This is a genomic window from Bacillus sp. FSL W8-0770 (assembly GCF_038008705.1).
GTDB classification, from domain to species: Bacteria; Bacillota; Bacilli; order Bacillales; family Bacillaceae_G; genus Bacillus_A; species Bacillus_A cereus.
Genome location: NZ_JBBOZR010000001.1, coordinates 3,949,920 through 3,971,863 on the forward strand (window position 1 = coordinate 3,949,920; position 21,944 = coordinate 3,971,863).

A 21,944-nucleotide genomic window follows, 5' to 3' on the forward strand; every position below is an offset into this window, starting at 1 on the left:
TGTCACCTACTTTGCATAATAAATCAATTGTTGCGATGACTCATCAATCATCACTTGTTGATTATATGCTAAATAGTCCAATTGTCCAACCGTTTCTGAAATAGTAAGTGGTAATTGTTCTTTATATAATACCGGAAATAGTTTTACACATACTTCAAATGCTGTCATTGGTTTTTCCTTTAATAACTCAAGCACTTTAAAAGCACGTGTTTCTTGCTTTTGTAATCTCGTTTCAATAAGTTGTTTCACATTTAGAACATCTTCCCCATGCCCTGATAAAATACGTGAAATATTCATTTCGCTTAAACGCTGTAATGTTTGATTATATTGTAGTAATGGGCGTGCCCGTTCTGTTTGCCCTTCATATGGTGGTTCTAGTATTGGATTCGAAGAAATATGACTGATGAGAGCATCTCCACCAATTAATATTCCATCAGATTCTCTATATAAAGAAATATGAGTAGAAGCATGACCTGGTGTTTCAAGTACTATAAATCCAGGCAAAGAATCAATACGATCTCCTTCTCTCACAGTATGCGTTAACGATCTATTACAAGAATATTTAAGTGTCCTCGTCGTCAATAACGACTCGTCTTTCAAAAATGCTGCTGGCACACCAAACTGTAAGGCCGTCTCTCTAAAAAATTCATGATACCGCTTTAAAAATTCTGGATTTTGTGTGATCCAAGGCTCATTCCAAGGATGTCCAATAATATTCGTCTTCTCAGAAAATATATTTAAAAGTCCACAATGATCTGCATGATGATGCGTAATGACTACTGTTTCAATATCTTCTAGCGTATGTCCTAATGCACCTAATTGACTTTCTAACGCATTCCTTGCCTCTTCTGTATTCGTCCCTGTATCAATTAATGTTAATGTCTCCCCCTCAACTAAAAACACATTCACAGTTTCCACTGCAAATGGTACAGGAATCTCCATTCGGTGAATCGCCGTCATGCTTAGCCCCCCTGTCTCTTTCCGGTTCAAAAATGAATACTTCTTCAGTTTACAACTTCTATATATATTTGTCATTATTTTCAGATAAAAAGAGGTGTTTCCTATAAAAAAACGAATGTATGTACATTTATAAGAATTTCTAACCAAAATTAAAGGAGGAACATCATGTCTATTCAAAACATTTCCTTTCTCGGTGCAGGCTCCATTGCCGAAGCTATTATTGGTGGCTTGTTACATGCAAATGTTGTTAAAGGTGAACAAATTACTGTAAGTAATCGTTCTAACGAGACAAGATTACAAGAGCTACATAAAAAATACGGTGTCAAAGGTACTCATAATAAAAAAGAATTGCTTACTGATGCAAATATTCTTTTTCTAGCAATGAAACCAAAGGATGTTGCAGAGGCGCTTACCCCTTTTAAAGAATACATAAATAATAACGTGCTTATTATTTCATTACTAGCAGGTGTTTCTACTGACTCAATTAGAAAACTACTTCAAAAAGACGTTCCAATTATTCGTGCAATGCCAAATACATCCGCAGCCATTTTAAAATCAGCTACCGCTATCTCCCCTTCAAAACATGCAACAGCGGAACATATTCGCACTGCAACATCTTTATTTGAAACGATTGGTCTCGTCTCTGTTGTAGAGGAAGAAGATATGCATGCTGTCACTGCATTATCCGGAAGTGGACCTGCTTATATTTATTACGTAGTGGAAGCTATGGAAGAAGCTGCAACAAAAATTGGTTTAAAAGAAGATGTTGCAAAATCACTTATTCTTCAAACGATGATTGGTGCTGCTGAAATGTTAAAAGCAAGTGACAAACATCCTTCTATTTTGCGAAAGGAAATTACTTCTCCTGGTGGAACTACCGAGGCAGGTATTGAAGTATTACAAGAACATAAATTTCACCAAGCACTTGTTTCTTGTATTACACAGGCAACGAAACGATCACATAATCTTGGAAAAACATTAGAACAACTAACAAAAGAAAAATAGAAAAAGGAGCTCAAGTTTATTTGAGCTCCTTTTTCTATAATTACACTTAGTTATTGTTCTTCCCAAAAATCTCTTCTTGCAGGCGACGACCAGTCGGCGTTGCTGCAAGTCCACCTTCTGCTGTTTCACGAAGTGCTACTGGCATCGTTTGTCCGATTCTAAACATTGCCTCAATTACTTCATCACATGGAATTGTACTCGTTACACCAGCTAATGCTAAATCTGCTGAGATCATCGCATTTGCAGCTCCTGCTGCATTACGTTTTACACAAGGTACTTCTACAAGTCCTGCAACAGGATCACACACTAAACCAAGCATGTTCTTTAATGAAATTGCCATCGCTGTAGCTGCTTGATCTTGTGTTCCACCAGCCATCTCAACTGCAGCTGCAGCCGCCATTCCACTTGCTGAACCAACTTCAGCTTGGCATCCTCCTGCCGCACCAGAAATACAAGCGTTATTCGCAACAACCATACCGAAAGCTCCTGCTGTAAATAAGAATTCAATCATTTCTTCACGTGTAGGCTGCAATTTTTCTCTTAGTGCAAATAGTACACCTGGCACTGTTCCAGCAGACCCTGCTGTTGGTGTTGCACAAATAATTCCCATCGCTGCGTTTACTTCATTTGTTGCAACAGCTTTGCTTACTGCATCCAAAATCGTATCTCCAGATAAGCCTTTTCCACTCTTCATATACGCTTGAACTTTTACAGCATCTCCACCAGTTAAACCAGTTGGTGATTTCACGCCGCGAATACCACGTTCTACTGCTTGCTCCATCACGACTAAGTTCTTTTCCATACCAGCAATTACTTCTTCACGTGAAATACTTCTTGTTTCCATTTCACATTGAATCATAATTTCTGCGATTTTTACATTTTGTTCTTTAGCTTGCGCCACTAGTTCCGCTGCGTTCCGAAACATGGTGTGTCCCCCCTGCAATTATTCCATAATAGTTACTTGACAAATATTTTGTTGCGCTTTTATTTCTTCAATTACTTCATCTGCTAATAATTCATCTGTTTCGATGACCATAAGCGCTCTTCTTCCTTTTTCTTTACGAGATACACTCATTGTACTAATGTTAATCTCATGTTTCGCAAGGATTGAAGCTACCGCTGCAATAGCACCGAAGCGATCGTTATTTACAATAAGTAGTGCTGGGCTCGTGCCTGATAATTGAAGATCGAATCCGTTTAATTCTACAACTTCAATTTTACCGCCACCAATTGAGCAAGCAACAACTTCAATTTCATCTTCACCTTTATACAAACGAATTCTCGCTGTATTTGGGTGAGGTGCATTGGCATCTTCTTCAATGAATTCTACTTCAATTTCGCGCTCTTTTGCTATTTCTAGCGCCTCTGGAATACGTAAGTCATCTGTTTCAAATCCTAATATCCCACCTATTAGCGCTACATCCGTACCATGCCCACGATACGTCTTTGCAAATGATCCATATAATGAAATGCTTACTCTTTCTGGTTCATGACGAAACAGCTGGCGAGCAACTTGCCCCATTCTTGCCGCGCCTGCTGTATGTGAACTTGATGGTCCAATCATAACTGGACCGATAATATCAAATACTGAGCGATACTTCATCATAACTCCCCCTAAACCTCTATGAAAAAATTTATTCTACTATTCTATTAAGCTGCTACATCTGTCGCTTTTCCAGTTGTACCACGAATTTGTTCTGCTGTACGAATTGGATAGTTTTTGAATAAAAGTAATCCAATATAACCTGAAATAATGCCAGTTATCATAATACATAAAATTCTTAGTATTATTTTTATTAAAAAATGATATAAGATAATCCACAATAAAGTCTGGTAGCAATCCAAAGTTTAACACAGAAGCCATTGCAAGCATAGCATAAACAAGTGATATAACCATTGCTAATGCAACTAAATTTGCATCCGCTATTCCACCTAGACTACCTGCTGATGTTCTGAACTCTTTTAAAGAGTGGTATACCAATTAAATCTCCACCACCTTATTAATAAAAAGCTTCAACTAAGGAACTTGCAATAGATACACTCGCTAATCATATCGTTTAGCTAAAAAGTGAAAAAGACTTATGACAAATAATAGTAATATCTTTCCTATTATAATTCTCGTGTTACTCTCTCATGATTTAGTCAACTTCACTTGTTACGATAATGACTAAAATACATGTGACTTATCATAAATTATAATCTGCCCTCATTATAGCTTGTTTTTTATAAAACGCTTACTTTTGTTGAATTTTAAAAGTTCTGAATAAAAGTCCATTTCTGCTATTTGTATCACTTGTATGTCATCTGACTTATATAACAGTTTTTCTAAATAATCATTATTTCGTATTTTTATCCTATATATTCAAACCATCCTAATTTTCTGTATCATCCAAGTATAAGTATAAAATAATAACAGTTTTATTTTTTAATTTTTTTAGACATAAAAAAATGGTAACCCGCCGTTACCATTTTTTATAAAATTATCATTTTTCTACTGGGAATGATTTCAAATCCGTCGCTATTTCTGTATTAGAAAACAACTCTCTAGCCTCTTTCAATAATTCCTTATATGTATCTCCTTGATAGCGAGAACTAATGTGAGTTAATATTAGTCGCTTCGCATTTGCCTGAAGTGCAATGCTCGCAGCTTGCTTAGATGTAGAATGAAAATAATCATACGCTTGTTGCTCATCTTCTGCTGCGAAAGTCGCTTCATGGACAAGTACATCTGCATCTTGCGCAAGCTCCCTACTCGCTTCGCAATATCGCGTATCACCTAAAATAGTAATAATTCTTCCTTTTTGAGGTGGGCCGATAAACTCATTTCCATTTAATATCGTGCCATCCTCTAATTCAACTGCTTCACCATCTTTTAAACGTTTAAAGATTGGACCTGGTTTCACCCCCATCTCAAGCAACTTATCAACTAAAAGAGCACCTTGTATATCTTTCTCTACAATACGATATCCAAAACATTCTATACCGTGTGACAATCTTTTCGTTTCTACATAAAATTCATTATCTTCAAATACGGTACCTTCTTCTGTTATCTCCACAACTTCAAGTGGATATTTCACATGTGTCGTACTTACCGATAATGCCACTTCAATAAATTGTTTAATTCCTTTCGGTCCATACACCGTTAAAGGCGTAGTTCCTCCTTGAAATGAACGGCTACCTAATAAACCAGGCAATCCAAAAATATGATCGCCATGTAAATGCGTAATAAATATTTTTTCAATGCGGCGCGGACGTACAGATGTATGTAATATTTGATGTTGCGTGGCCTCGCCACAATCAAATAACCAAGTTTGTCCTCGTTCTTCTAACAATTGTAAAGCAATTGCTGAAACGTTCCTTCCTTTTGAAGGAACACCTGCACCAGTTCCTAAAAATACAAATTCCACTTTCTTTCCTCCAGCTCTAAATATACTCTATCTCTCATCTTACGGAATGTTATTTCAAATGGCAAATTGAATTTACATAACCAATCATCTAGACAACTATATAACACGAACATTATACTTAAAAAATTTAGCTATCGTTCGTGTTTTATGGTAAAATGATTATACTACATTTTAAGGGAGCGTTTTATTATGAAAGAAGTATTTCGTTTACAAACTGATTTTTCATCTTCATTTGATCGCTGGGTAAGTTCTTTCGTGTCTGATCACCCAGCACAATTAGAATGGACAACTTTAAAGGAATTAATCCATGAATATACAACATCACATACAAATGATACGTTACCAGCATATATTTCTTCAGCTTTAACATATTACGCCCAACGTGTTTCAACTACAAACAGTTCAGAGATTGTTATTTTTGAAAACCCTACAATCTCGTAATCTATAAATAAAAAAGCACTGGTTACAGTGCTTTTTTATTTATACTTATTTAGTAAATCGTCATATTCCGTCCAAAAGTTTGTATACATCCTTTGATCAAACTCATCTAAAATTATCTTGTCACTTGATTTATTAAATAATTCTTTTGCTTGTAGTGCAAAAGAAACAATTTGTCTTCTATATTCATTTTCATTCAATTCTATATGAAGTCCTTCATAGTATATAGCCTTTTGATCAGTAGAAATAACTTTGACAAAGTCCTTTAAAATCACGTTTTTACCTATATGGTTTATAGTCCAATGAATTGAAATTGGGCATCCTAACATTAGCATAGTGCCACATCCGTGCAAAATAAGCCCCTCTTCATTTTCAATATCACAAATATATTCTTTATCTAAAGTTCGTAACAAAGCTAAAGCTGATTCACTTATTCCCCATTCCTCATCCATACCTGCCTGCGTAATAATCGTTCCAGCCATATTTAAATATATTTCTCCATGAGAACATAAATCTTCCTGCTCATTAAACAACCATTTTTGATTCTCAATATTTATAATAAAATTTTGTGGTACCATTACAAATTCCCCTTTTATAAAAATATTTATTTTCCATATTATTTATAATCAATATCATGCATTTCATCCCATATATCTATTATAAATCCATTTAATATTTTAAAAACACAGATAAAAAAGATATTGACACTAAGATTTTACAGTGCTAACATCAACATGTAATTGAATATGGTCTCTGTTAGGTGAGGCTCCTGTATAGAGAAACGCTGCTGCCCAAAAATGTCGAGAGACGCCAATGGGTCAACAGGAAAGGTCGGAATGAAGGCCTTTTTTAACGTAGCTGGTTTCAGTACCTATGCTATACAGTGCTAAAACTCAACGAGGGAGAGGTGCATGTATTTTGTCATACACAAAAACTGTTTTTATTTATATCTACTAACAGTCTTTGTTGTGGACTCTTTTAACTGCGAATTCAGACCTTTACTCGTTTTGAGTAAAGGTCTTTTTACGTCTATATGCACCTTACTATGAAACAAACATAGCATATTCAGAAACTACTAAATTGTACGGAGGTGAGGAACAGTTGGCAATTGATGATTCGGCCCAGATACCCATACGTTTTACATTCATATTTCATCATGTAGGTAGGAAAGAAACTGTTCCTCACCATTTCAAATAGTTAGGTAACAGATTGTTTCCTCCTTCATGACAGAGGAGGAACTACCGATGTTTAATTTACAAAGACAAGAAACAAAGCATGCTTATGAGCAAGATAGCATGAAAACAAATAACGAATTATTAGTGGAGGTTGCAACACAAGATGTAAGCTCTGCGTTAAAACTTTTAGAAACAACACAAGATGGATTATCTAAACAAGAAGCGTCTCGTAGACTTTCTTTATATGGTCCGAATGAAATAGCTCATAATAAAATGGCGCCGTGGTACATTCAATTTCTATTGGCATTTAAAAATCCATTTATTTTCGTTTTATTAGCTCTTGGAGCACTCTCCTTTTTCACAGATGATATGCAAGGAACGATTGTCGTATCTGTAATGGTCCTACTTAGTGCAACGATTCGGTTCTCCCAAGAATTTCGTTCTCAAAAAGCTGCCGATAAGTTAAAAGCTATGGTTCGAACAACTGCGAGCGTATTTAGAATAAATGGATTTGTACATGAAACAAAAAATGTAAAGAATTTAAACCGAAATTACACAACAGAAATTCCAATTGAGGAACTTGTACCTGGCGATATTATTTCCCTTTCAGCTGGTGATATTGTTCCAGCTGATGTGCGTGTTGTATCCGCTAAAGATTTATTTGTTAATCAATCTTCTTTGACAGGGGAAGCACTTCCTGTAGAAAAATACGAACACTGCTACCATACAGAAAATAAGCATATCTTACCGAAAAACATGAAAAAAAATTACAATCCACTCGATATGGAAAACCTTTGTTTCATGGGAACAAATATTGTAAGTGGCAGCGCAAAAGCTGTTGTCATCTCAACAAGTACCGATACGTATTTCGGCTCTTTAGCAAATAAGGTAATTGGAAAGCGTGTAGAGACAAGCTTTGATAAAGGTGTAAACAAAGTAAGCTGGCTCTTAATTACATTCATGCTTATTATGGCACCTATTGTCCTTCTCATTAATGGATTCACAAAAGGAGATTGGCAAGAAGCTTTCTTCTTCGCTATTGCCGTTGCTGTTGGCCTTACACCTGAAATGTTACCAATGATTGTAACTGCTAATTTAGCTAAAGGTGCCGTTAACATGTCTAAACAAAAAGTAATTGTAAAACAGCTAAATTCTATTCAAAACTTAGGTGCTATGAACATTCTTTGTACAGATAAAACCGGAACTTTAACAGAAGATAAAGTGGTCCTTGTTCGTCACTTAGATCCCAAGGGAAATGAATGCAATCGCGTCTTGCAATTTGCCTATTTAAATAGTTTCTATCAAACTGGATTGAAAAATTTAATAGATAAAGCTGTTATTAAGCATACAGAGGAAAACAATAAATTTAATCCATCAGCTTTTCAAAAGCTAGATGAAATTCCATTCGATTTCGCCCGCCGGCGTATGTCAGTTATCGTAAAGGATATTTCAGGTGAACATACAATGGTTTGTAAAGGTGCCGTAGAAGAAATTTTATCAATTTGTAACTACACTGAAGTGGATGAAAAAATCGTTCCACTCACCGAGGAAATACGTTCAAATGTCAAAAAACTAAGTGAGACACTAAATAGTGAAGGTATGCGAGTTATTGCTGTGGCTTATAAAAAAGATAGAAGAATAAATGATACAGAGTACGCAGTAAAAGACGAAACTGATATGATTCTCAGTGGATATATCGGCTTTTTAGATCCACCGAAACCATCTGCAGCAGCTGCAATTCAAGCATTACAAAAACATGGTGTACAAGTGAAAATTTTAACTGGCGATAACGAAATTGTTACAAGAAAGGTTTGTAAAGAAGTTGGATTAGATATCGGCGAACCAATCCTCGGTTACGAGATTGATTCTTTACCAGATAAAGCATTAGCAAAACTTGCTGAAGAAACGACTGTATTTGCGAAGCTTAATCCAATGCAAAAATCTCGTATTATACACGCATTACAAGGAAATGGACACACTGTAGGTTACATGGGAGACGGCATTAACGATGCTGTAGCATTACGTGAAGCTGATGTCGGAATATCTGTTAATACTGCTACTGATATTGCGAAAGAAGCTTCCGATATTATTCTACTCGAAAAAAGTTTAACTATATTAGAAGCAGGTATTTTAGAAGGACGTACTACATTCGGAAATATTTTAAAATATATTAAGATGACAGCTAGCTCTAACTTCGGTAATGTGTTTAGCGTGTTAGTAGCAAGTGCTTTCATTCCTTTTTTACCGATGCTTGCCATTCATCTTTTAATTCAAAACTTACTTTATGATATTTCACAACTTTCTATTCCATGGGACAAAATGGATAAAGAGTTTCTAGAAAAACCACGAAAATGGGATACTGCAAACTTACGAAGCTTCATTATTTCTATCGGCCCAATTAGTTCCGTATTTGATATTATCACATACGTAGTCATGTGGAATGTATTTGGTGCAAATACACCGAGCGAGCAATCATTATTCCAGTCCGGTTGGTTTGTCGTTGGATTGTTAACACAAACTTTAATTGTTCACATGATAAGAACACAAAAGATTCCATTTATTCAAAGCACTGCATCAACACCAGTCGTTTTATTAACCGCTCTTATTATGGCAATCGGGATTTATATTCCATTCTCACCACTTGGTGCAGCCGTTGGTTTGCAAGCATTGCCACTTAACTACTTCCCTTGGTTAGTAGGAATACTATTAGGCTACGCTTTTTTAACACAGTTCCTAAAAAAGCTTTATATTAAAAAGTTTCATAGCTGGTTGTAAAAATAAGAATGAGTGGGTATTCCCCGCTCATTCTAAAAAACATAACACATATTTATATATGGAGGTGACCATGATGGTATGGTACGACATTGTATTCAGATTAGTTATCGCAATTATTGTAGGAGCTTGCATTGGAATGGAAAGACAATGGAGACACCGAATGGCTGGGTTACGGACAAATGCTCTCGTATCACTTGGTACCTGTATAATAGGAAAGGTGTCATGATTTTACTACTTCATGACACCTTCTACATAAATTTATTTTCTAACTTTTGTTGAAACGACTTCTCTTGCTTACGTAGTAGTTGACTACCTCGTTGTAAAATCGGTGTTCCATACTTATCATTAATTTGATCAATGACAGCAAGTAGTGGTTCTTTTTTCGCATCCTCTTCAAATGAAAACAAATCTAATTGTTTCACCGATTCTGTCTTCCACTCTATTTCAGTAGCTGTAACACCTAGTAAACGAACGGAATCACCATCCCAATGTTGCTTCCATAAACGGGATGCTGCTTGAAAAATATCGCGTTCTTCCCAAATTGCATTTTTCAATTGCTTACTCCGTGTTACTGTTCGCCTATCATGGTATTTAATCATAATTTGAATATTATAGCTGACAAGGGTTCGCTTTTGTAATCTTTTACTCACTGATTTTGATAAACGTTCTAACATATCAAGCAATTCTTTCTCTTCATCCATATCCTTTGAAAAAGTCATCGAGTTACCGACACTTTTATGTTGGCCCATTTGACTCGGATCCACTTCCCTATCATCCGTACCTTTTGCACGCTTTTGTAAATCAATACCGTGCTTCCCAATTTTAGCGCGAATGATATGCTCGTCTCCCTTCGCTAACTGTTCAATTGTATGTATATGAATTTCATTTAATTTTTCAGCTGTTTTTTCTCCAATCCCATGCATTGCTTCAACTGGAAGTGTCCAAATCATTTCTGGAATATCACGTTTTCGAAGTACGGTAATACCGAGAGGTTTTTTCATATCAGAAGCTGTTTTTGCTAGGAAAAGATTTGGAGCAATTCCGATACTACACGGAAGCTGCAACTCTGTTAATAGTGCTTGTTGAATCATCTTTGCTATTTCAAGAGGCGAACCAAGTGCGTAGCAATCTGTAATATCTAAATATCCTTCATCTATTGAGACTGGTTGTATCTTTTCTGTAAAACGGGAAAGGACTTGAAACATTTGAAATGAAGCTTCGCGATATAATGTGAAATTAGGACGCCTTACAACTAATTGCGGGCATAACCTTTTCGCTTCCCAAAGGGGCATCGTCGTACGTATTCCGTATTCTCTCGCCTCATAACTACATGTTATAATAATTCCTTTTCTCTCTTTTTCATTTCCAGCAACCGCTAATGGCTTTCCTTGTAATGATGGATCATGAGCAATTTCAACAGATGCGAAAAAGCAATTCATATCTACATGTAAAATAACACGACCATTTTTCGGATACATTTCTCGCATAGTACTCACTCCCTAATCAGAACGTTCGTTCTTTCATTATATCAAATTTTGCACAATAGTTATAATAATTACTTGTTCTTTTTTATAATCGATATATATGTGAAAGGGTCTGATTATGATGAGATCAGCTAATAAAGTGAAACTTTAATCAGCCTCACCAATCGGGTTTTTGCGGGCAGCAGGGCCCCCACTTAACTTCTTTACTTTCGCAGAATTTTGAGGTAGGGAGCTTACTGTCCGGCAAATAGCGGGATAAACTCAACTATACATTCCTTGTAGTTATATTAATCATTGCAATTAATTATTTACTACTTCCGATTTTCAATATGAATACGTTAGGATTATTCCTTCGTCTAGTACATGTAGCAACAACGTATATACTTCCATAGGTTTTCTTATATTGGCTTATACGTCTTGTCAAAGCAATCGAATCAAAATAAAAAGCGTGTAAATCACAATTGATTTACACGCTTTTTCTATTTCATTACTTCGCTACTTCTTCAATAATTGCAACAACTAATTCTGCTGTTTTTGCTAATTCTTCAACAGGAATCTTCTCGTTTGTTGTATGAATTTCTTCATAACCAACTGCTAAGTTAACTGTTGGGATACCATGTCCTGCAATTACGTTTGCATCACTTCCGCCACCACTTTGGTGAAGAGAAGGTGTACGACCAATTTTTTCAGCTGCACGTTTTGCAACTTCTACAACGTGATCGCCATCAGCAAATTTAAATCCTGGGTACATAACGTTTACTTCAACGTCTGCATGCCCGCCCATTTCTTTTGCAGTTGTTTCAAATGCTTCTTTCATTTTCGCAACTTGTGCTTCCATTTTCTCATTGATTAAAGAACGAGCTTCTGCAAAGATTTGTACATGATCGCAAACGATATTCGTTTGTGTACCACCTTCAAAACGCCCAATATTTGCAGTCGTTTCAGAGTCAATGCGACCAAGTGGCATCTTCGCAATTGCTTTCGCTGCGATAGTAATTGCAGATACACCTTTCTCCGGCGCTACACCAGCGTGAGCTGTTTTTCCGCGAATAATTGCGTTCACTTTCGCTTGTGTTGGAGCTGCAACAACGATTTCACCAACTTTTCCATCGCTATCTAATGCGTAGCCATATTTCGCTGTAATACGCTCACGGTCTAATGCTTTTGCACCAACAAGACCTGATTCTTCTCCGACTGTAATAATAAATTCAATTTTACCATGAGGGATATTTTTCTCTTTTAAAACACGGATTGCTTCGAACATTGATGCTAATCCAGCTTTATCATCCGCACCTAAAATTGTTGTACCATCTGATACGATATATCCATCTTTAATAGAAGGCTTAATTCCATTACCAGGAACTACTGTATCCATATGAGAAGTAAAGTAAATTGTATCAACACCATCTTTTGTTGCTGGTAAAGTACAAATTAAGTTACCTGCACCATGACCAGTTACAGCCATTGTGTCATCTTCAAATACTTCTACACCTAAATCTGTGAATTTCTTCGTTAATACTTTGCAGATTTCTGCTTCAAATTTCGTTTCAGAATCTACTTGTACTAATTCCATAAATTCATTTACTAAACGTTCTTGATTAATCATAAGACTGCGCCTCCTGCACTACCATTATGTATGTAACACTATTAATTATAACAGAATTTCGCAAAAGTTTCGAAATACAAGACAAAAAACAGATGGTTTACATGTCTAGATAACCATCTGCTTTCTATTACTCATTTAACAATACCCAGCGCATATGATCTTCCCACACGCCATTTACCATTAACATCTTCCTAGACACGCCTTCATATTGAAAACCTATCTTCGTTACTACTTGTATAGATGCTAAATTACGAGGCATAATCGGAGCTTCTATACGATGTAACTGAAATTCCCCAAAAGCAACTTGAATTGCTTTTCTAAGCGCTTCTGTCGTATACCCTTTGTTTAACTCTGCTTTATCTAATTTATAACTGAGTACACAAGATTGATAAATGCCACGAACGATTAAATTAAATGAAATACACCCAATTATTTTCGTATCATCACCCTTTTTAAAAATCCATAGTCTGATGATTTTCCCTTCTTCGAACTCTTTTCTATCCTTTTGCAACTTTTTCTTTTGATAATCTAGCGTAAAAAAATCATCCGGTCTATACTCTTCCCAAGCTTTTAAAAATTCACGATTTCTGTCGTAATATTGAAGAACTGTTTCAGCATACGACTCATCAATTTCCCTTAAGTATAAACGATCTGTTTCGTATATTTTCATCATCGTATCTCCATTCTTCAGCTTGCCCAACTAAAAATTAACAATATACCCTTTTACTATATTCTCTACACACTCTCAAATTTCCTGTTATATTTTGCAATCCCCTCCCGAATTTTGTCCTCACTCTCCCCTTGTCCATAATTTCATTTCTCGTTACAATGAAATTGTACTGATTTGCAAGGAGGTATAACGATGCATAAAAAAGCTCAAAAAGTTATGGTTTATGTGATGCTAATTTCTATGCTTGTAACAACATTACTTGCTGGCGCGAGTATGTTTTGGTAAAAAGGGCGATGTGTTCGTCCTTTTTTTACTTTTTACACATAACAAAATAAACCATCTCGACATCGAGATGGTTTATTTTATATAAAACACAATCGCTACAATACTAAAGGAAAATGACATTACAAGCGCTATTACAAAACTTGTATATTGTTTCTGCTGAAATGCCCCAATAACAAAAGTGAGATTAAGTAATGCCATACATACAATCGCTACAAGATAAGAACATATATTAAAAGTTGCCAATATGAATGTAATAACAAATAGAAATCCCATAAAAAACTGCATATACGAAAGTTTTGGATTCAAGTACATTTGAGCAACCCCTTTATCTAATTTTATCTTTCTATACTCTCATTAACGCACGGTTATGTACACATGTCAAGACAACTTATTATAATAGAAAAAGCCAACCTTTTCGTTGGCTTTTTCATATGCAACGGCTCCTTTTTCTTTTGCCAATTGCTGAAATGATTTTTTCGATTTCACAATCCATACTTTCGTTCCAATTGGAATGCGATCAAACAAATATTCCACATCGTTTTTCTTCATTCTTATACACCCTTGTGAAATATACTTTCCAATTGAACTCGGTTGGTTTGTTCCATGTATTCCATATTTACTTCCATCAGTTCCTCTTGCATTAAATCCAATCCACCTTGACCCAAGTGGATTTTTTGGCGATCCACCTGGAATATCCTTCGCAATGTAATACGGATCCTTTGCTTTCATTACAACATCAAAATTTCCTTCTGGAGTTAATTCATTCGTTTTCCCTGTCGCTACTGGAAAAACCTTTTGAATCTTTCCATCGTCAATGTAAGCTAATTTATTCGTTGCTTTATTTACAATAATAAAAGTATCTCCGGCACGTGGATTATCCCCAAGAGGCCAAATCGGCGATAAAGAAAGACATAATATGATAGAGAGAAGATACGGCATAGATAATTCCTACCTTCTATATAAGTTCTTTTATATTATCCTTTCCCTTAAAGCGACTTTTAATGAGTAAATATTGTTCCATTTCATACACAAGTTGAACAAGTTTCGCACGTATCTCAAATTCTTCGCGTGTAGCTGGCAATGGCATGTCTCTAAATAATCCCCTCATTTCTTGAAGCTGCCTTAAGGAAATAACGCCAGTACTCTCAGGGCTAATAGCATTACCAATGTTTTCAACAACATCTGCAATCATGTCAGCTTGTTCATATGTCCACGATAAAGAAGCTGCTAGTGGTATCATTCGCTCTAAAATTTCGAATTGTTGCATACGCATATTAAAATAACGATAGTAATAATCATCTTCTCGCATAAATGCATTCTCAAGTTTTTTAAACGATAAATCTCTTGCTTCATTTAACATATTCTCGGTTTCAATGAGTTCTGCTCCACTCCAACTACTTTCTCGATTTCGTAAATACACAACCATTTCAAACAAAATCGTTTTAAAATTATTCTCTATTTTATCCTGATACTCTTTTAGCTTATTTTCACTACTCGGCATATACATATTTACTAATAACGCCACGCTAATCCCTATCGTTAATATAGCAATTTCATTTCCAACTATAAGCCATGTAATTTGCTTCAATGAATATAGATGCATAACAATAACTGAACTCGTGACAATACCTTCTTGAATTTTAAGCATTACTGCAGTCGGAATAAATGTAAGTAACAATATGCTAATTGCAAGTGGTGTATAGCCAATCGTTTCAAAAATACAAAACGCGAATGCCATTGATAATACACACGCTAGAAAACGATGTAACGACACTTGAAGTGATTTGCGCTTCGTATTTTGTACACATAAAATAACTAAAATGCCTGCTGAACTATAAAATTCTAACCCTAATAACTGAGCAATAAAAACTGCCGCACCTGTCCCTATTGCTGTTTTTACTGTACGATATCCAATTTTAAACATATCATTACTCCTATATGTATAAACGTATTTACAGCTAGTATAAAAAAAGGATGACACAATGTCATCCTTTTCTACTTATTATTCACATAACCTTTTCATATTACAATATTTTTTGTAAAAATTGTTGCGCACGTTCACTTTTCGGCGCTGCAAAAAATTCTTCTGGCGCACTATCTTCTACAAGCTTTCCTCCGTCCAAGAAAAGAACACGATCTGCCACTTCTTTTGCAAAGCCCATTTCATGTGTAACGATAGCCATCGTCATTCCTGTCGTAACTAACGATTTCATAACTTCTAACACTTCTTTCACCATCTCTGGATCTAGCGCCGATGTCGGTTCATCAAATAACATAACTTCCGGTTCCATCGCTAACGCTCTTGCAATTGCTACACGTTGCTTTTGTCCTCCCGAAAGACGATTTGGATACGTATCTTTTTTATCTACTAATCCAACCTTTTCTAAAAGTTTCTCAGCTTTCTTTTCAGCTTCTTGCTTCGTTACCCCTTTTACATTGATAGGAGCATACATAATATTTTCTAATACAGTCATATGAGGAAATAAGTGAAAATGTTGAAATACCATACCGACATTTTCACGAACATGCATAACATTCGTTTTCGGATTCGTTACTTCTTCCGTCCCAATCCAAATGTGACCATCCGTTGGTGCTTCTAACATATTCATACAACGTAAAAATGTTGATTTTCCTGATCCAGAAGGCCCTATAATTGCGACTACTTCCCCTTTTTCAATTGTTGTTGTAATTCCTTTTAATACTTCGTTTTTACCAAATGATTTATGAAGGTTTTCAATTTTAATCACTTTTCTTCATTCTCCCTTCAATTGCCTTCCCGACTAATGTAAGAATAATGACTAACATATAATAAATCAGTCCAACAAAAAGTAATGGTTCAAGATATTTAAATGTCTCACCGCCTACAATGTAAGCACGACGCATTAAATCAGTCGCGCCTATTACTGTTACTACAGCCGATTCTTTCGTAAGTGTCGCAAATTCGTTCACAAGCGCTGGTAATATATTTTTTAATGCTTGAGGGAAAATAATATTTCTCATCATTTTTCCGTACGGTATCCCTAAAGCCATTGCTGCTTCTGTTTGTCCTTTATCAACCGCTTGAATACCAGCACGAATTACTTCTGACATGTATGCACCTGAATTTAAGCTAAATGCAAGTACAGCAGCTAAAAATGCTGGTATTTCATAACCAATTATTTGTGGGACGCCGAAATAAATAATCATTAATTGCAATACAAGGGGTGTACCACGAAAAATTGATGTATAAAAATCTGCTGCTATATTTAATGCTCGTATTCTAGCAATTTTACAAAGTGCTAATAGCGTTCCTAAAATAAATCCTGCTAAAGCTGATACTGCTACAATTTTCAAAGTAACTTCTAAACCTTTTAGTATATATGGTATCGAAGGCGTAATCGCCGAAAAATCTAAGTTCATTCTTTTCATTCCCCTCACAGAAAAGTGAAAGGCAGCTTATTTTCCGCTGCCAAACCATTTCTTCACTAATTTATCCATTTCTCCATTTTCTTGCATTTTTTTAATTACTTTATTAAATTCAGCTGTTTTATCACTGTTTTTCGGAAGGGCAATTGCTGCTCCAACTTCTTCTGGTGCTTCTTTAATTTCAATTCCTTGTAAATCTTTCATTTTCTCTAAATAATTTTTAGCAACTGTATCTTCTATAATTGCAGCGTCAAAACGACCAGCTTTAATTTCTTGTACGATTTCTGGTATACGGTCACGTCCCTCAACTTGGAAATCTACTTGTTTTTTAAATTCTGCAGCTTTCTCTTCTTGAATAGACCCTGTTTGTACCCCTACTTTTTTCCCTTTTAAATCCTCTACAGATTTAATGTTAGAATCCTTTTTAGAAACGACCATATTTTTCGCAACAAAATAAATATCTGTAAAATCAACATTATTTTTACGCTCTGCAGTTGGCGTCATACCTGCCATTACGAAATCAACTTTTCCTGAACTAAGAGATGCTAATAAACCACCAAAATCCATATCTTTCACTTTCACTTCATACCCAAGTTCTTTTCCGATATATTTAGCAACATCAACATCAAAGCCAATAATTTCATCGCTCTTTGACGCATCTACATATTCATAAGGTTTATAATCTGCTGAAGTTCCCATTACGAGTACTTTTTTATTTCCTTTTGTTTCTTTCGATTCCCCATTACTACAAGCGCTGAATATACTTACACTTAAAATAAGTGCAAACGATATTGATACTAACTTCTTCATCTTTCTTCCCCCTAATAATGTATATTTAAAAGTTTAATAGAATATTTATTCGATGTTTGTATTGTATCAGCACTTTTATTTTTATGCAATATATAAAATAAAAATAAATAATATAACAATACAAATGCTGTTTGTTATGTATAAAATGATGCATAAAATAACATAACTATGCATATCTCAGAAATTTTAATAATAAATAAAAAAGGCGGCACATCCACTTGATTGTGGACGTGCCGCCTTTTCTCTTATTTTTTATAGTTCTTCACAATTCTCTTCGAAATACGATTGTAATTTCGCAATAACTTGCATCGGTTCATGACCTTCAATTTCATGACGCTCTACCATCGTTACAATTTTTCCATCTTTTAATAAAGCAAATGATGGAGAAGAAGGTGGGTACCCTTCGAAATATTCACGCGCTCTTGCTGTCGCTTCTTTATCTTGACCTGCAAACACCGTTACAAGGTGGTTAGGACGTTTATCATAATGTACGGAATGCGCAGCAGCAGGACGAGCAATACCACCTGCACAACCACATACAGAGTTTACCATTACAAGTGTTGTTCCATTTCTTTTAAACGCTTCTTCTACCGCTTCTGGCGTCGTCAATTCTGTATATCCAGCAGAGACAATCTCTTCACGCGCTTGGCGGACAACATCATTCATAAAAAAGTTAAAATTAATCACTCTTTTCCCTCCTCTAAAACTACCTATTTGTATCTTACCAGTTAATGTTTATGAAATACAAGTAAGTTTACTTGTATTTAAGTATAGAAAAGGTGTTAGAGCTCTTGCTCTAACACCTTTTCTTTAATGACCACGATGTTTTTGCTTTGCTTTTTGTACTTTCATTAAACGTCTTCTTTCTTTTTCAGCTTCTCGCTTCTCTTTAGACTGCAGTTTCTTTTCTTGTTTATGCAATTCATAAGATAAACTAATCGCCTCTTGCGCCTTAGTAAAACGTTTAATAGTTGTTTCTTTTGCTGCTTGTCGTATGATACGCTTTATGTTTTTAGGACGCTGTTTTTCTTTAACTTCTACACCACATTTTGCAAAGTGCTGAAAATGCTCTAAAAGTGAACCATTCACAAACATAAGCACTTCTTCATCTGACGGTTCCGCCCCAAAAATATACCTCGCCCCATACAATTTCCCTTTTTCTTTACATGTAATGATTCCAACAAAAAATTGGCCATCGTGATATACTGTCAAATCCATTGACAGCCCCTCCTTTAAAAGATTAGAAATACGGGACATCCCGGAGGGGAAGGTTACTGACATGAAATCATGCGTCTGGACTACCAACCAGAGCTGTGTTTTTGTATTTCTTTCACTATTATTATATCTTTTTTTCCATAATCTTCATATATTCAGCAATCATTTTTTTATGCGATCCTACAATATAGTCAGGTAGTTCTGTTACTGAAAAGAATTTAAGCTGAACTGCTTCTTCTTTATTCATAACAAAATCCCCTTCGTATTCATCCGTATAATAGGCGGTTGTTACAGATTGAAATTCATCACCGTTTTCTAATTTTGTAAAGTAGTTCGCTCCAGAAAATACATTGATTAGTCGCAAGTTCTTCACTTTTATTCCTGTCTCTTCATATACTTCACGATAAGCTGTTTCTTCTGGTGATTCACTAAGCTCCATTAGCCCGCCAGGTAGCCCCCATTTTCCGTACGGCTCTGTCCGCTGCTGCAATAAAACATATCCATTTTCATTTATAACGAGTACAACAGCACCAACTAAAATTAAAGGGCGATGACCAACTATTTTTCGTAATTCTTCTACATATCCCACCGTATCGCCTCCTTTTTCGTTGTCCACACTATTGTATCATATGTACGAAACGACAAAATGCGTATATTTTTCATTTTTTTAACAAAATATTTATTTTATGTGATTCATCTACTGTAGCTAACATAATAGATTCGACTTCTGTACTCTCCTCTAGAAATTCTCTCGCCCACGCTTCTGTTTTTCCTAATAATGCAAGAACATCTTTCTGTATCCTCCCATCCTTTACTAATACAAAAGAAACTGGAGATTTTTTTCCCGCCACTTTAAGATCAAGCCGCGAAACTGCTTCATATTCTGGATACCGAAATATAGAAACGACACCGTTTGCTTCCCATAACGCTAATTTAATCGTTTGAATATCGCTCACATTTCGCATACGAAGTTCCGAAAACAAATATTCCAAGGTAATTCTCGCCTTTTTCAAATTGCTAAAATCAATGGAACCATTATGTATAAGAATAATAGGTGCTGGCTCTAAAAAACGTCTCCATCTATCCCATTTCAGCATTAAAACTGAGCTTATAATATGAAGTACAACAAGTATGAACGTTGTAATCATCGATCCCAGTAACCCTACTTTTTCATCAGACAATGCGTTAGAAATATTCCCACCAAGCAATAACACTAATACAACATCTAAAAAACGAAGTTGTGCGATAGACCTTTGCCCCATCGCTTTCGCAACTAATATTAAAAATATGTATGCTATAATAGCCCGAATAACCCATTCACTATTAGAAAGATGTCGTGCTCCTTCAAAAATATGCATATGCATCACTTTGCACTCCTTACCCGTCTCACACTGCTATCCTGTTTAGTTTGCAACGTTTATGAGCATATATGTAAAAAAGCTGGTTCGTTTAAAAACGAACCAGCTTTTTTTACTTAACTGAAAACATATATTTTTTATACGTTTTCCGTACCGATAATATGAGCCCCATCATAATCATATTTGAGAATAAGGAACTTCCCCCATACGATAAGAAAGGTAATGCAATACCTTTTACAGGCATTAATCCAACGATCATACCGATGTTTTGGAATATTTGAACTGTTAATATACCGATTGATCCAGCGCATAATAATGTACCAAATAAATTATCAGCGGAATAACCAATAATAATTGTTCGATATAGTAGTAATAGGAACAAGAAGACAACTAAGGCTGCTACGATAAATCCACCTTCTTCGGCAATTGTAGCGAAAATAAAGTCAGTATGCTTCTCTGGGATATAGACGCTTCCTCCCCCAAACCCTTTACCTTCCATTCCTCCACTACCTACAGCTAAAATCGATTGTTGTGTTTGATAACCTTGATCTGCATTTTCAAATGGATTTAACCAACCTACAATACGCGACTGTTGGTGAGGCTTTAGTAAAGTAACTAAATTATTATAGAAAAAGTCTTGATACTTAAAGAAAATAAATATTAAAGCAGATAATATGGTCAACGGAATAACGGTACATAATGCTATCAATTTCTTTTGAATACCTGACATAAATAAAATACATGCAATAGCAGCAGCGTATAAGAACACCATACCTGTATCAGGTTGACTATATACAACCGCCATAGGTGGAAGTGACACTAGCATAATTTTACCTACTAGCTTTAAATCTGTTTGGAATGTCCTTGCCATATACTGCGCATTATGTTTCACTGCTATACTCGCTACTACAAGTAGCAATGCAATTTTGAAAAACTCAGACGGCTGAATTTGCCCAAATACTGGGAAAACAAACCATCTTTTTGCACCTAATTTTTCAGGTGTAAAACCTGATGGTGGTAATACTTTCAAAAGAATAAGTGAAGCAAATCCAGCAATATAAAGCGGCCAAGATAATTTTTGCAATTGATCTAAGTCGATGCTTGCAACAAGAAGTAACAATACAACCCCAATTATGTAGTTAACACCTTGTTTCATAGCAAAGTTTGCAGCTCCATACTGTCCCGTTTGCTGACTGCTATATATAGCAGCTATACTCGTCACACATAGTGCACACAAAATTAAAATTAATTTTACATCTAAACTTTTTAGAAACTCGGTACTTCTTTTCATGACATCCTCCTGAAACATTGTTACGGCAAAAATAAAAAACCAGGAGTCAACATTCTTCAT

At 35.5% G+C, this 21,944-nt stretch carries 23 protein-coding genes, 1 pseudogene and 1 riboswitch; of the genes and pseudogenes, 5 read left to right on the plus strand and 19 right to left on the minus strand.

Features of this window, described 5'->3' with window-relative positions; genetic code table 11:
* Positions 1–6: 6 nt before the first annotated feature.
* Positions 7–960 carry an MBL fold metallo-hydrolase gene (locus NST27_RS20235; RefSeq protein ID WP_000125122.1) on the minus strand — a complete coding sequence of 318 codons (954 nt, stop codon included), beginning with the start codon at positions 958–960 and terminating at the stop codon, positions 7–9.
* Positions 961–1,125: 165 nt separating this feature from the next.
* On the opposite strand from NST27_RS20235, the gene proI reads away from it, so the two are divergent.
* Positions 1,126–1,965 carry a pyrroline-5-carboxylate reductase ProI gene (gene proI, locus NST27_RS20240; protein ID WP_000027251.1) on the plus strand — a complete coding sequence of 280 codons (840 nt, stop codon included), beginning with the start codon at positions 1,126–1,128 and terminating at the stop codon, positions 1,963–1,965.
* A 46-nt stretch (positions 1,966–2,011) separates the two neighbouring features.
* Here the strand turns inward: proI and sdaAA are convergent, their stop codons facing one another.
* The 3 genes from sdaAA to rnz all read right to left on the minus strand — a co-directional run bounded on the left by sdaAA (position 2,012) and on the right by rnz (position 5,372).
* Complete coding sequence (gene sdaAA, locus NST27_RS20245; protein WP_000489461.1) at positions 2,012–2,890, minus strand: L-serine ammonia-lyase, iron-sulfur-dependent, subunit alpha; 879 nt, start codon at positions 2,888–2,890, stop codon at positions 2,012–2,014.
* 18 nt (positions 2,891–2,908) lie between these two features.
* The gene (gene sdaAB, locus NST27_RS20250; RefSeq protein WP_000877445.1) at positions 2,909–3,568 is read right to left on the minus strand and encodes an L-serine ammonia-lyase, iron-sulfur-dependent subunit beta; all 660 of its coding nucleotides are present in this window, start codon (positions 3,566–3,568) and stop codon (positions 2,909–2,911) included.
* Positions 3,569–4,448: 880 nt separating this feature from the next.
* Positions 4,449–5,372, minus strand: a complete 924-nt coding sequence (gene rnz / locus NST27_RS20260) for a ribonuclease Z (RefSeq protein WP_000397453.1) — start codon at positions 5,370–5,372, stop codon at positions 4,449–4,451.
* A 189-nt stretch (positions 5,373–5,561) separates the two neighbouring features.
* On the opposite strand from rnz, the gene NST27_RS20265 reads away from it, so the two are divergent.
* Positions 5,562–5,813: a DUF3932 family protein gene (locus NST27_RS20265; RefSeq protein WP_000665709.1), complete on the plus strand. Its 252-nt coding sequence runs from the start codon at positions 5,562–5,564 to the stop codon at positions 5,811–5,813.
* A gap of 35 nt (positions 5,814–5,848) precedes the next feature.
* Here NST27_RS20265 and NST27_RS20270 read toward each other — a convergent pair whose 3' ends face one another.
* On the minus strand, positions 5,849–6,388 hold the full coding sequence (locus NST27_RS20270; RefSeq protein ID WP_000249056.1) for a hypothetical protein: 540 nt from the start codon (positions 6,386–6,388) through the stop codon (positions 5,849–5,851).
* 167 nt (positions 6,389–6,555) lie between these two features.
* Positions 6,556–6,723: riboswitch (M-box (ykoK) riboswitch) on the plus strand.
* 331 nt (positions 6,724–7,054) lie between these two features.
* On the opposite strand from NST27_RS20270, the gene mgtA reads away from it, so the two are divergent.
* Together mgtA and NST27_RS20280 are read left to right on the plus strand one after the other, a co-directional pair.
* Positions 7,055–9,760 carry a magnesium-translocating P-type ATPase gene (gene mgtA, locus NST27_RS20275; protein ID WP_000482690.1) on the plus strand — a complete coding sequence of 902 codons (2,706 nt, stop codon included), beginning with the start codon at positions 7,055–7,057 and terminating at the stop codon, positions 9,758–9,760.
* Positions 9,761–9,833: 73 nt separating this feature from the next.
* A pseudogene (locus NST27_RS20280) lies at positions 9,834–9,968 on the plus strand (MgtC/SapB family protein); the annotation flags it as partial.
* 40 nt (positions 9,969–10,008) lie between these two features.
* On the opposite strand, the gene NST27_RS20285 reads toward NST27_RS20280, so the two are convergent.
* The 3 genes from NST27_RS20285 to NST27_RS20295 form a co-directional block, all read right to left on the minus strand.
* A complete protein-coding gene (locus tag NST27_RS20285; RefSeq protein WP_001208860.1) occupies positions 10,009–11,247 on the minus strand; it encodes a DNA polymerase IV in 1,239 nt (412 codons plus the stop codon).
* Between the two features lie 484 nt (positions 11,248–11,731).
* Positions 11,732–12,850 carry a tripeptidase T gene (locus tag NST27_RS20290; RefSeq protein WP_000609803.1) on the minus strand — a complete coding sequence of 373 codons (1,119 nt, stop codon included), beginning with the start codon at positions 12,848–12,850 and terminating at the stop codon, positions 11,732–11,734.
* Between the two features lie 127 nt (positions 12,851–12,977).
* Positions 12,978–13,523 (minus strand): GNAT family N-acetyltransferase, encoded by a 546-nt coding sequence (locus NST27_RS20295; protein WP_001987197.1) that lies wholly within the window; start codon positions 13,521–13,523, stop codon positions 12,978–12,980.
* A gap of 189 nt (positions 13,524–13,712) precedes the next feature.
* Between NST27_RS20295 and prli42 the strand changes: the two genes are divergently transcribed.
* Positions 13,713–13,805 (plus strand): stressosome-associated protein Prli42, encoded by a 93-nt coding sequence (gene prli42 / locus NST27_RS20300; RefSeq protein WP_000549040.1) that lies wholly within the window; start codon positions 13,713–13,715, stop codon positions 13,803–13,805.
* A gap of 72 nt (positions 13,806–13,877) precedes the next feature.
* Here prli42 and NST27_RS20305 read toward each other — a convergent pair whose 3' ends face one another.
* From NST27_RS20305 to NST27_RS20355, 11 genes are all read right to left on the minus strand, one after another.
* Positions 13,878–14,117 carry a DUF3894 domain-containing protein gene (locus NST27_RS20305; protein ID WP_000281167.1) on the minus strand — a complete coding sequence of 80 codons (240 nt, stop codon included), beginning with the start codon at positions 14,115–14,117 and terminating at the stop codon, positions 13,878–13,880.
* A 66-nt stretch (positions 14,118–14,183) separates the two neighbouring features.
* A complete protein-coding gene (locus tag NST27_RS20310; RefSeq protein ID WP_001146570.1) occupies positions 14,184–14,744 on the minus strand; it encodes a L,D-transpeptidase in 561 nt (186 codons plus the stop codon).
* A gap of 16 nt (positions 14,745–14,760) precedes the next feature.
* Positions 14,761–15,729, minus strand: coding sequence for an aromatic acid exporter family protein (locus tag NST27_RS20315; RefSeq protein WP_000472666.1), 969 nt, complete (start codon positions 15,727–15,729; stop codon positions 14,761–14,763).
* Positions 15,730–15,829: 100 nt separating this feature from the next.
* A complete protein-coding gene (locus tag NST27_RS20320; RefSeq protein ID WP_000590199.1) occupies positions 15,830–16,552 on the minus strand; it encodes an amino acid ABC transporter ATP-binding protein in 723 nt (240 codons plus the stop codon).
* Positions 16,545–17,204 (minus strand): amino acid ABC transporter permease, encoded by a 660-nt coding sequence (locus NST27_RS20325; RefSeq protein ID WP_001046915.1) that lies wholly within the window; start codon positions 17,202–17,204, stop codon positions 16,545–16,547. Before NST27_RS20325 ends, NST27_RS20320 begins: the two co-directional genes overlap by 8 nt.
* Positions 17,205–17,240: 36 nt before the next feature.
* Positions 17,241–18,020 carry a transporter substrate-binding domain-containing protein gene (locus tag NST27_RS20330; protein ID WP_000737680.1) on the minus strand — a complete coding sequence of 260 codons (780 nt, stop codon included), beginning with the start codon at positions 18,018–18,020 and terminating at the stop codon, positions 17,241–17,243.
* A gap of 252 nt (positions 18,021–18,272) precedes the next feature.
* Positions 18,273–18,686, minus strand: a complete 414-nt coding sequence (locus NST27_RS20335) for a BrxA/BrxB family bacilliredoxin (RefSeq protein ID WP_001979317.1) — start codon at positions 18,684–18,686, stop codon at positions 18,273–18,275.
* 144 nt (positions 18,687–18,830) lie between these two features.
* Positions 18,831–19,238: a YjdF family protein gene (locus NST27_RS20340; protein ID WP_000366585.1), complete on the minus strand. Its 408-nt coding sequence runs from the start codon at positions 19,236–19,238 to the stop codon at positions 18,831–18,833.
* A gap of 121 nt (positions 19,239–19,359) precedes the next feature.
* A complete protein-coding gene (locus tag NST27_RS20345; RefSeq protein ID WP_000542555.1) occupies positions 19,360–19,824 on the minus strand; it encodes an NUDIX hydrolase in 465 nt (154 codons plus the stop codon).
* 70 nt (positions 19,825–19,894) lie between these two features.
* Positions 19,895–20,599, minus strand: a complete 705-nt coding sequence (locus NST27_RS20350; RefSeq protein WP_047386786.1) for a DUF421 domain-containing protein — start codon at positions 20,597–20,599, stop codon at positions 19,895–19,897.
* Positions 20,600–20,705: 106 nt separating this feature from the next.
* The gene (locus NST27_RS20355) at positions 20,706–21,884 is read right to left on the minus strand and encodes an FtsW/RodA/SpoVE family cell cycle protein (RefSeq protein ID WP_000831181.1); all 1,179 of its coding nucleotides are present in this window, start codon (positions 21,882–21,884) and stop codon (positions 20,706–20,708) included.
* Positions 21,885–21,944 lie beyond the last annotated feature (60 nt).

Coding starts and splice junctions, on each gene's coding strand:
- NST27_RS20330 (WP_000737680.1), bottom strand. CDS start 18,020: ATGAAGAAGTTAGTATCAATATCGTTTGCACTTATTTTAAGTGTAAGT.
- sdaAA (WP_000489461.1), bottom strand. CDS start 2,890: ATGTTTCGGAACGCAGCGGAACTAGTGGCGCAAGCTAAAGAACAAAAT.
- sdaAB (WP_000877445.1), bottom strand. CDS start 3,568: ATGAAGTATCGCTCAGTATTTGATATTATCGGTCCAGTTATGATTGGA.
- NST27_RS20285 (WP_001208860.1), bottom strand. CDS start 11,247: ATGCGAGAAATGTATCCGAAAAATGGTCGTGTTATTTTACATGTAGAT.
- prli42 (WP_000549040.1), top strand. CDS start 13,713: ATGCATAAAAAAGCTCAAAAAGTTATGGTTTATGTGATGCTAATTTCT.
- NST27_RS20295 (WP_001987197.1), bottom strand. CDS start 13,523: ATGATGAAAATATACGAAACAGATCGTTTATACTTAAGGGAAATTGAT.
- NST27_RS20270 (WP_000249056.1), bottom strand. CDS start 6,388: ATGGTACCACAAAATTTTATTATAAATATTGAGAATCAAAAATGGTTG.
- mgtA (WP_000482690.1), top strand. CDS start 7,055: ATGTTTAATTTACAAAGACAAGAAACAAAGCATGCTTATGAGCAAGAT.
- NST27_RS20235 (WP_000125122.1), bottom strand. CDS start 960: ATGACGGCGATTCACCGAATGGAGATTCCTGTACCATTTGCAGTGGAA.
- NST27_RS20335 (WP_001979317.1), bottom strand. CDS start 18,686: ATGAATGATGTTGTCCGCCAAGCGCGTGAAGAGATTGTCTCTGCTGGA.
- NST27_RS20350 (WP_047386786.1), bottom strand. CDS start 20,599: ATGCATATGCATATTTTTGAAGGAGCACGACATCTTTCTAATAGTGAA.
- NST27_RS20355 (WP_000831181.1), bottom strand. CDS start 21,884: ATGAAAAGAAGTACCGAGTTTCTAAAAAGTTTAGATGTAAAATTAATT.
- NST27_RS20305 (WP_000281167.1), bottom strand. CDS start 14,117: ATGTACTTGAATCCAAAACTTTCGTATATGCAGTTTTTTATGGGATTT.
- NST27_RS20340 (WP_000366585.1), bottom strand. CDS start 19,238: ATGGATTTGACAGTATATCACGATGGCCAATTTTTTGTTGGAATCATT.
- NST27_RS20315 (WP_000472666.1), bottom strand. CDS start 15,729: ATGTTTAAAATTGGATATCGTACAGTAAAAACAGCAATAGGGACAGGT.
- NST27_RS20290 (WP_000609803.1), bottom strand. CDS start 12,850: ATGATTAATCAAGAACGTTTAGTAAATGAATTTATGGAATTAGTACAA.
- NST27_RS20325 (WP_001046915.1), bottom strand. CDS start 17,204: ATGAACTTAGATTTTTCGGCGATTACGCCTTCGATACCATATATACTA.
- proI (WP_000027251.1), top strand. CDS start 1,126: ATGTCTATTCAAAACATTTCCTTTCTCGGTGCAGGCTCCATTGCCGAA.
- NST27_RS20310 (WP_001146570.1), bottom strand. CDS start 14,744: ATGCCGTATCTTCTCTCTATCATATTATGTCTTTCTTTATCGCCGATT.
- NST27_RS20265 (WP_000665709.1), top strand. CDS start 5,562: ATGAAAGAAGTATTTCGTTTACAAACTGATTTTTCATCTTCATTTGAT.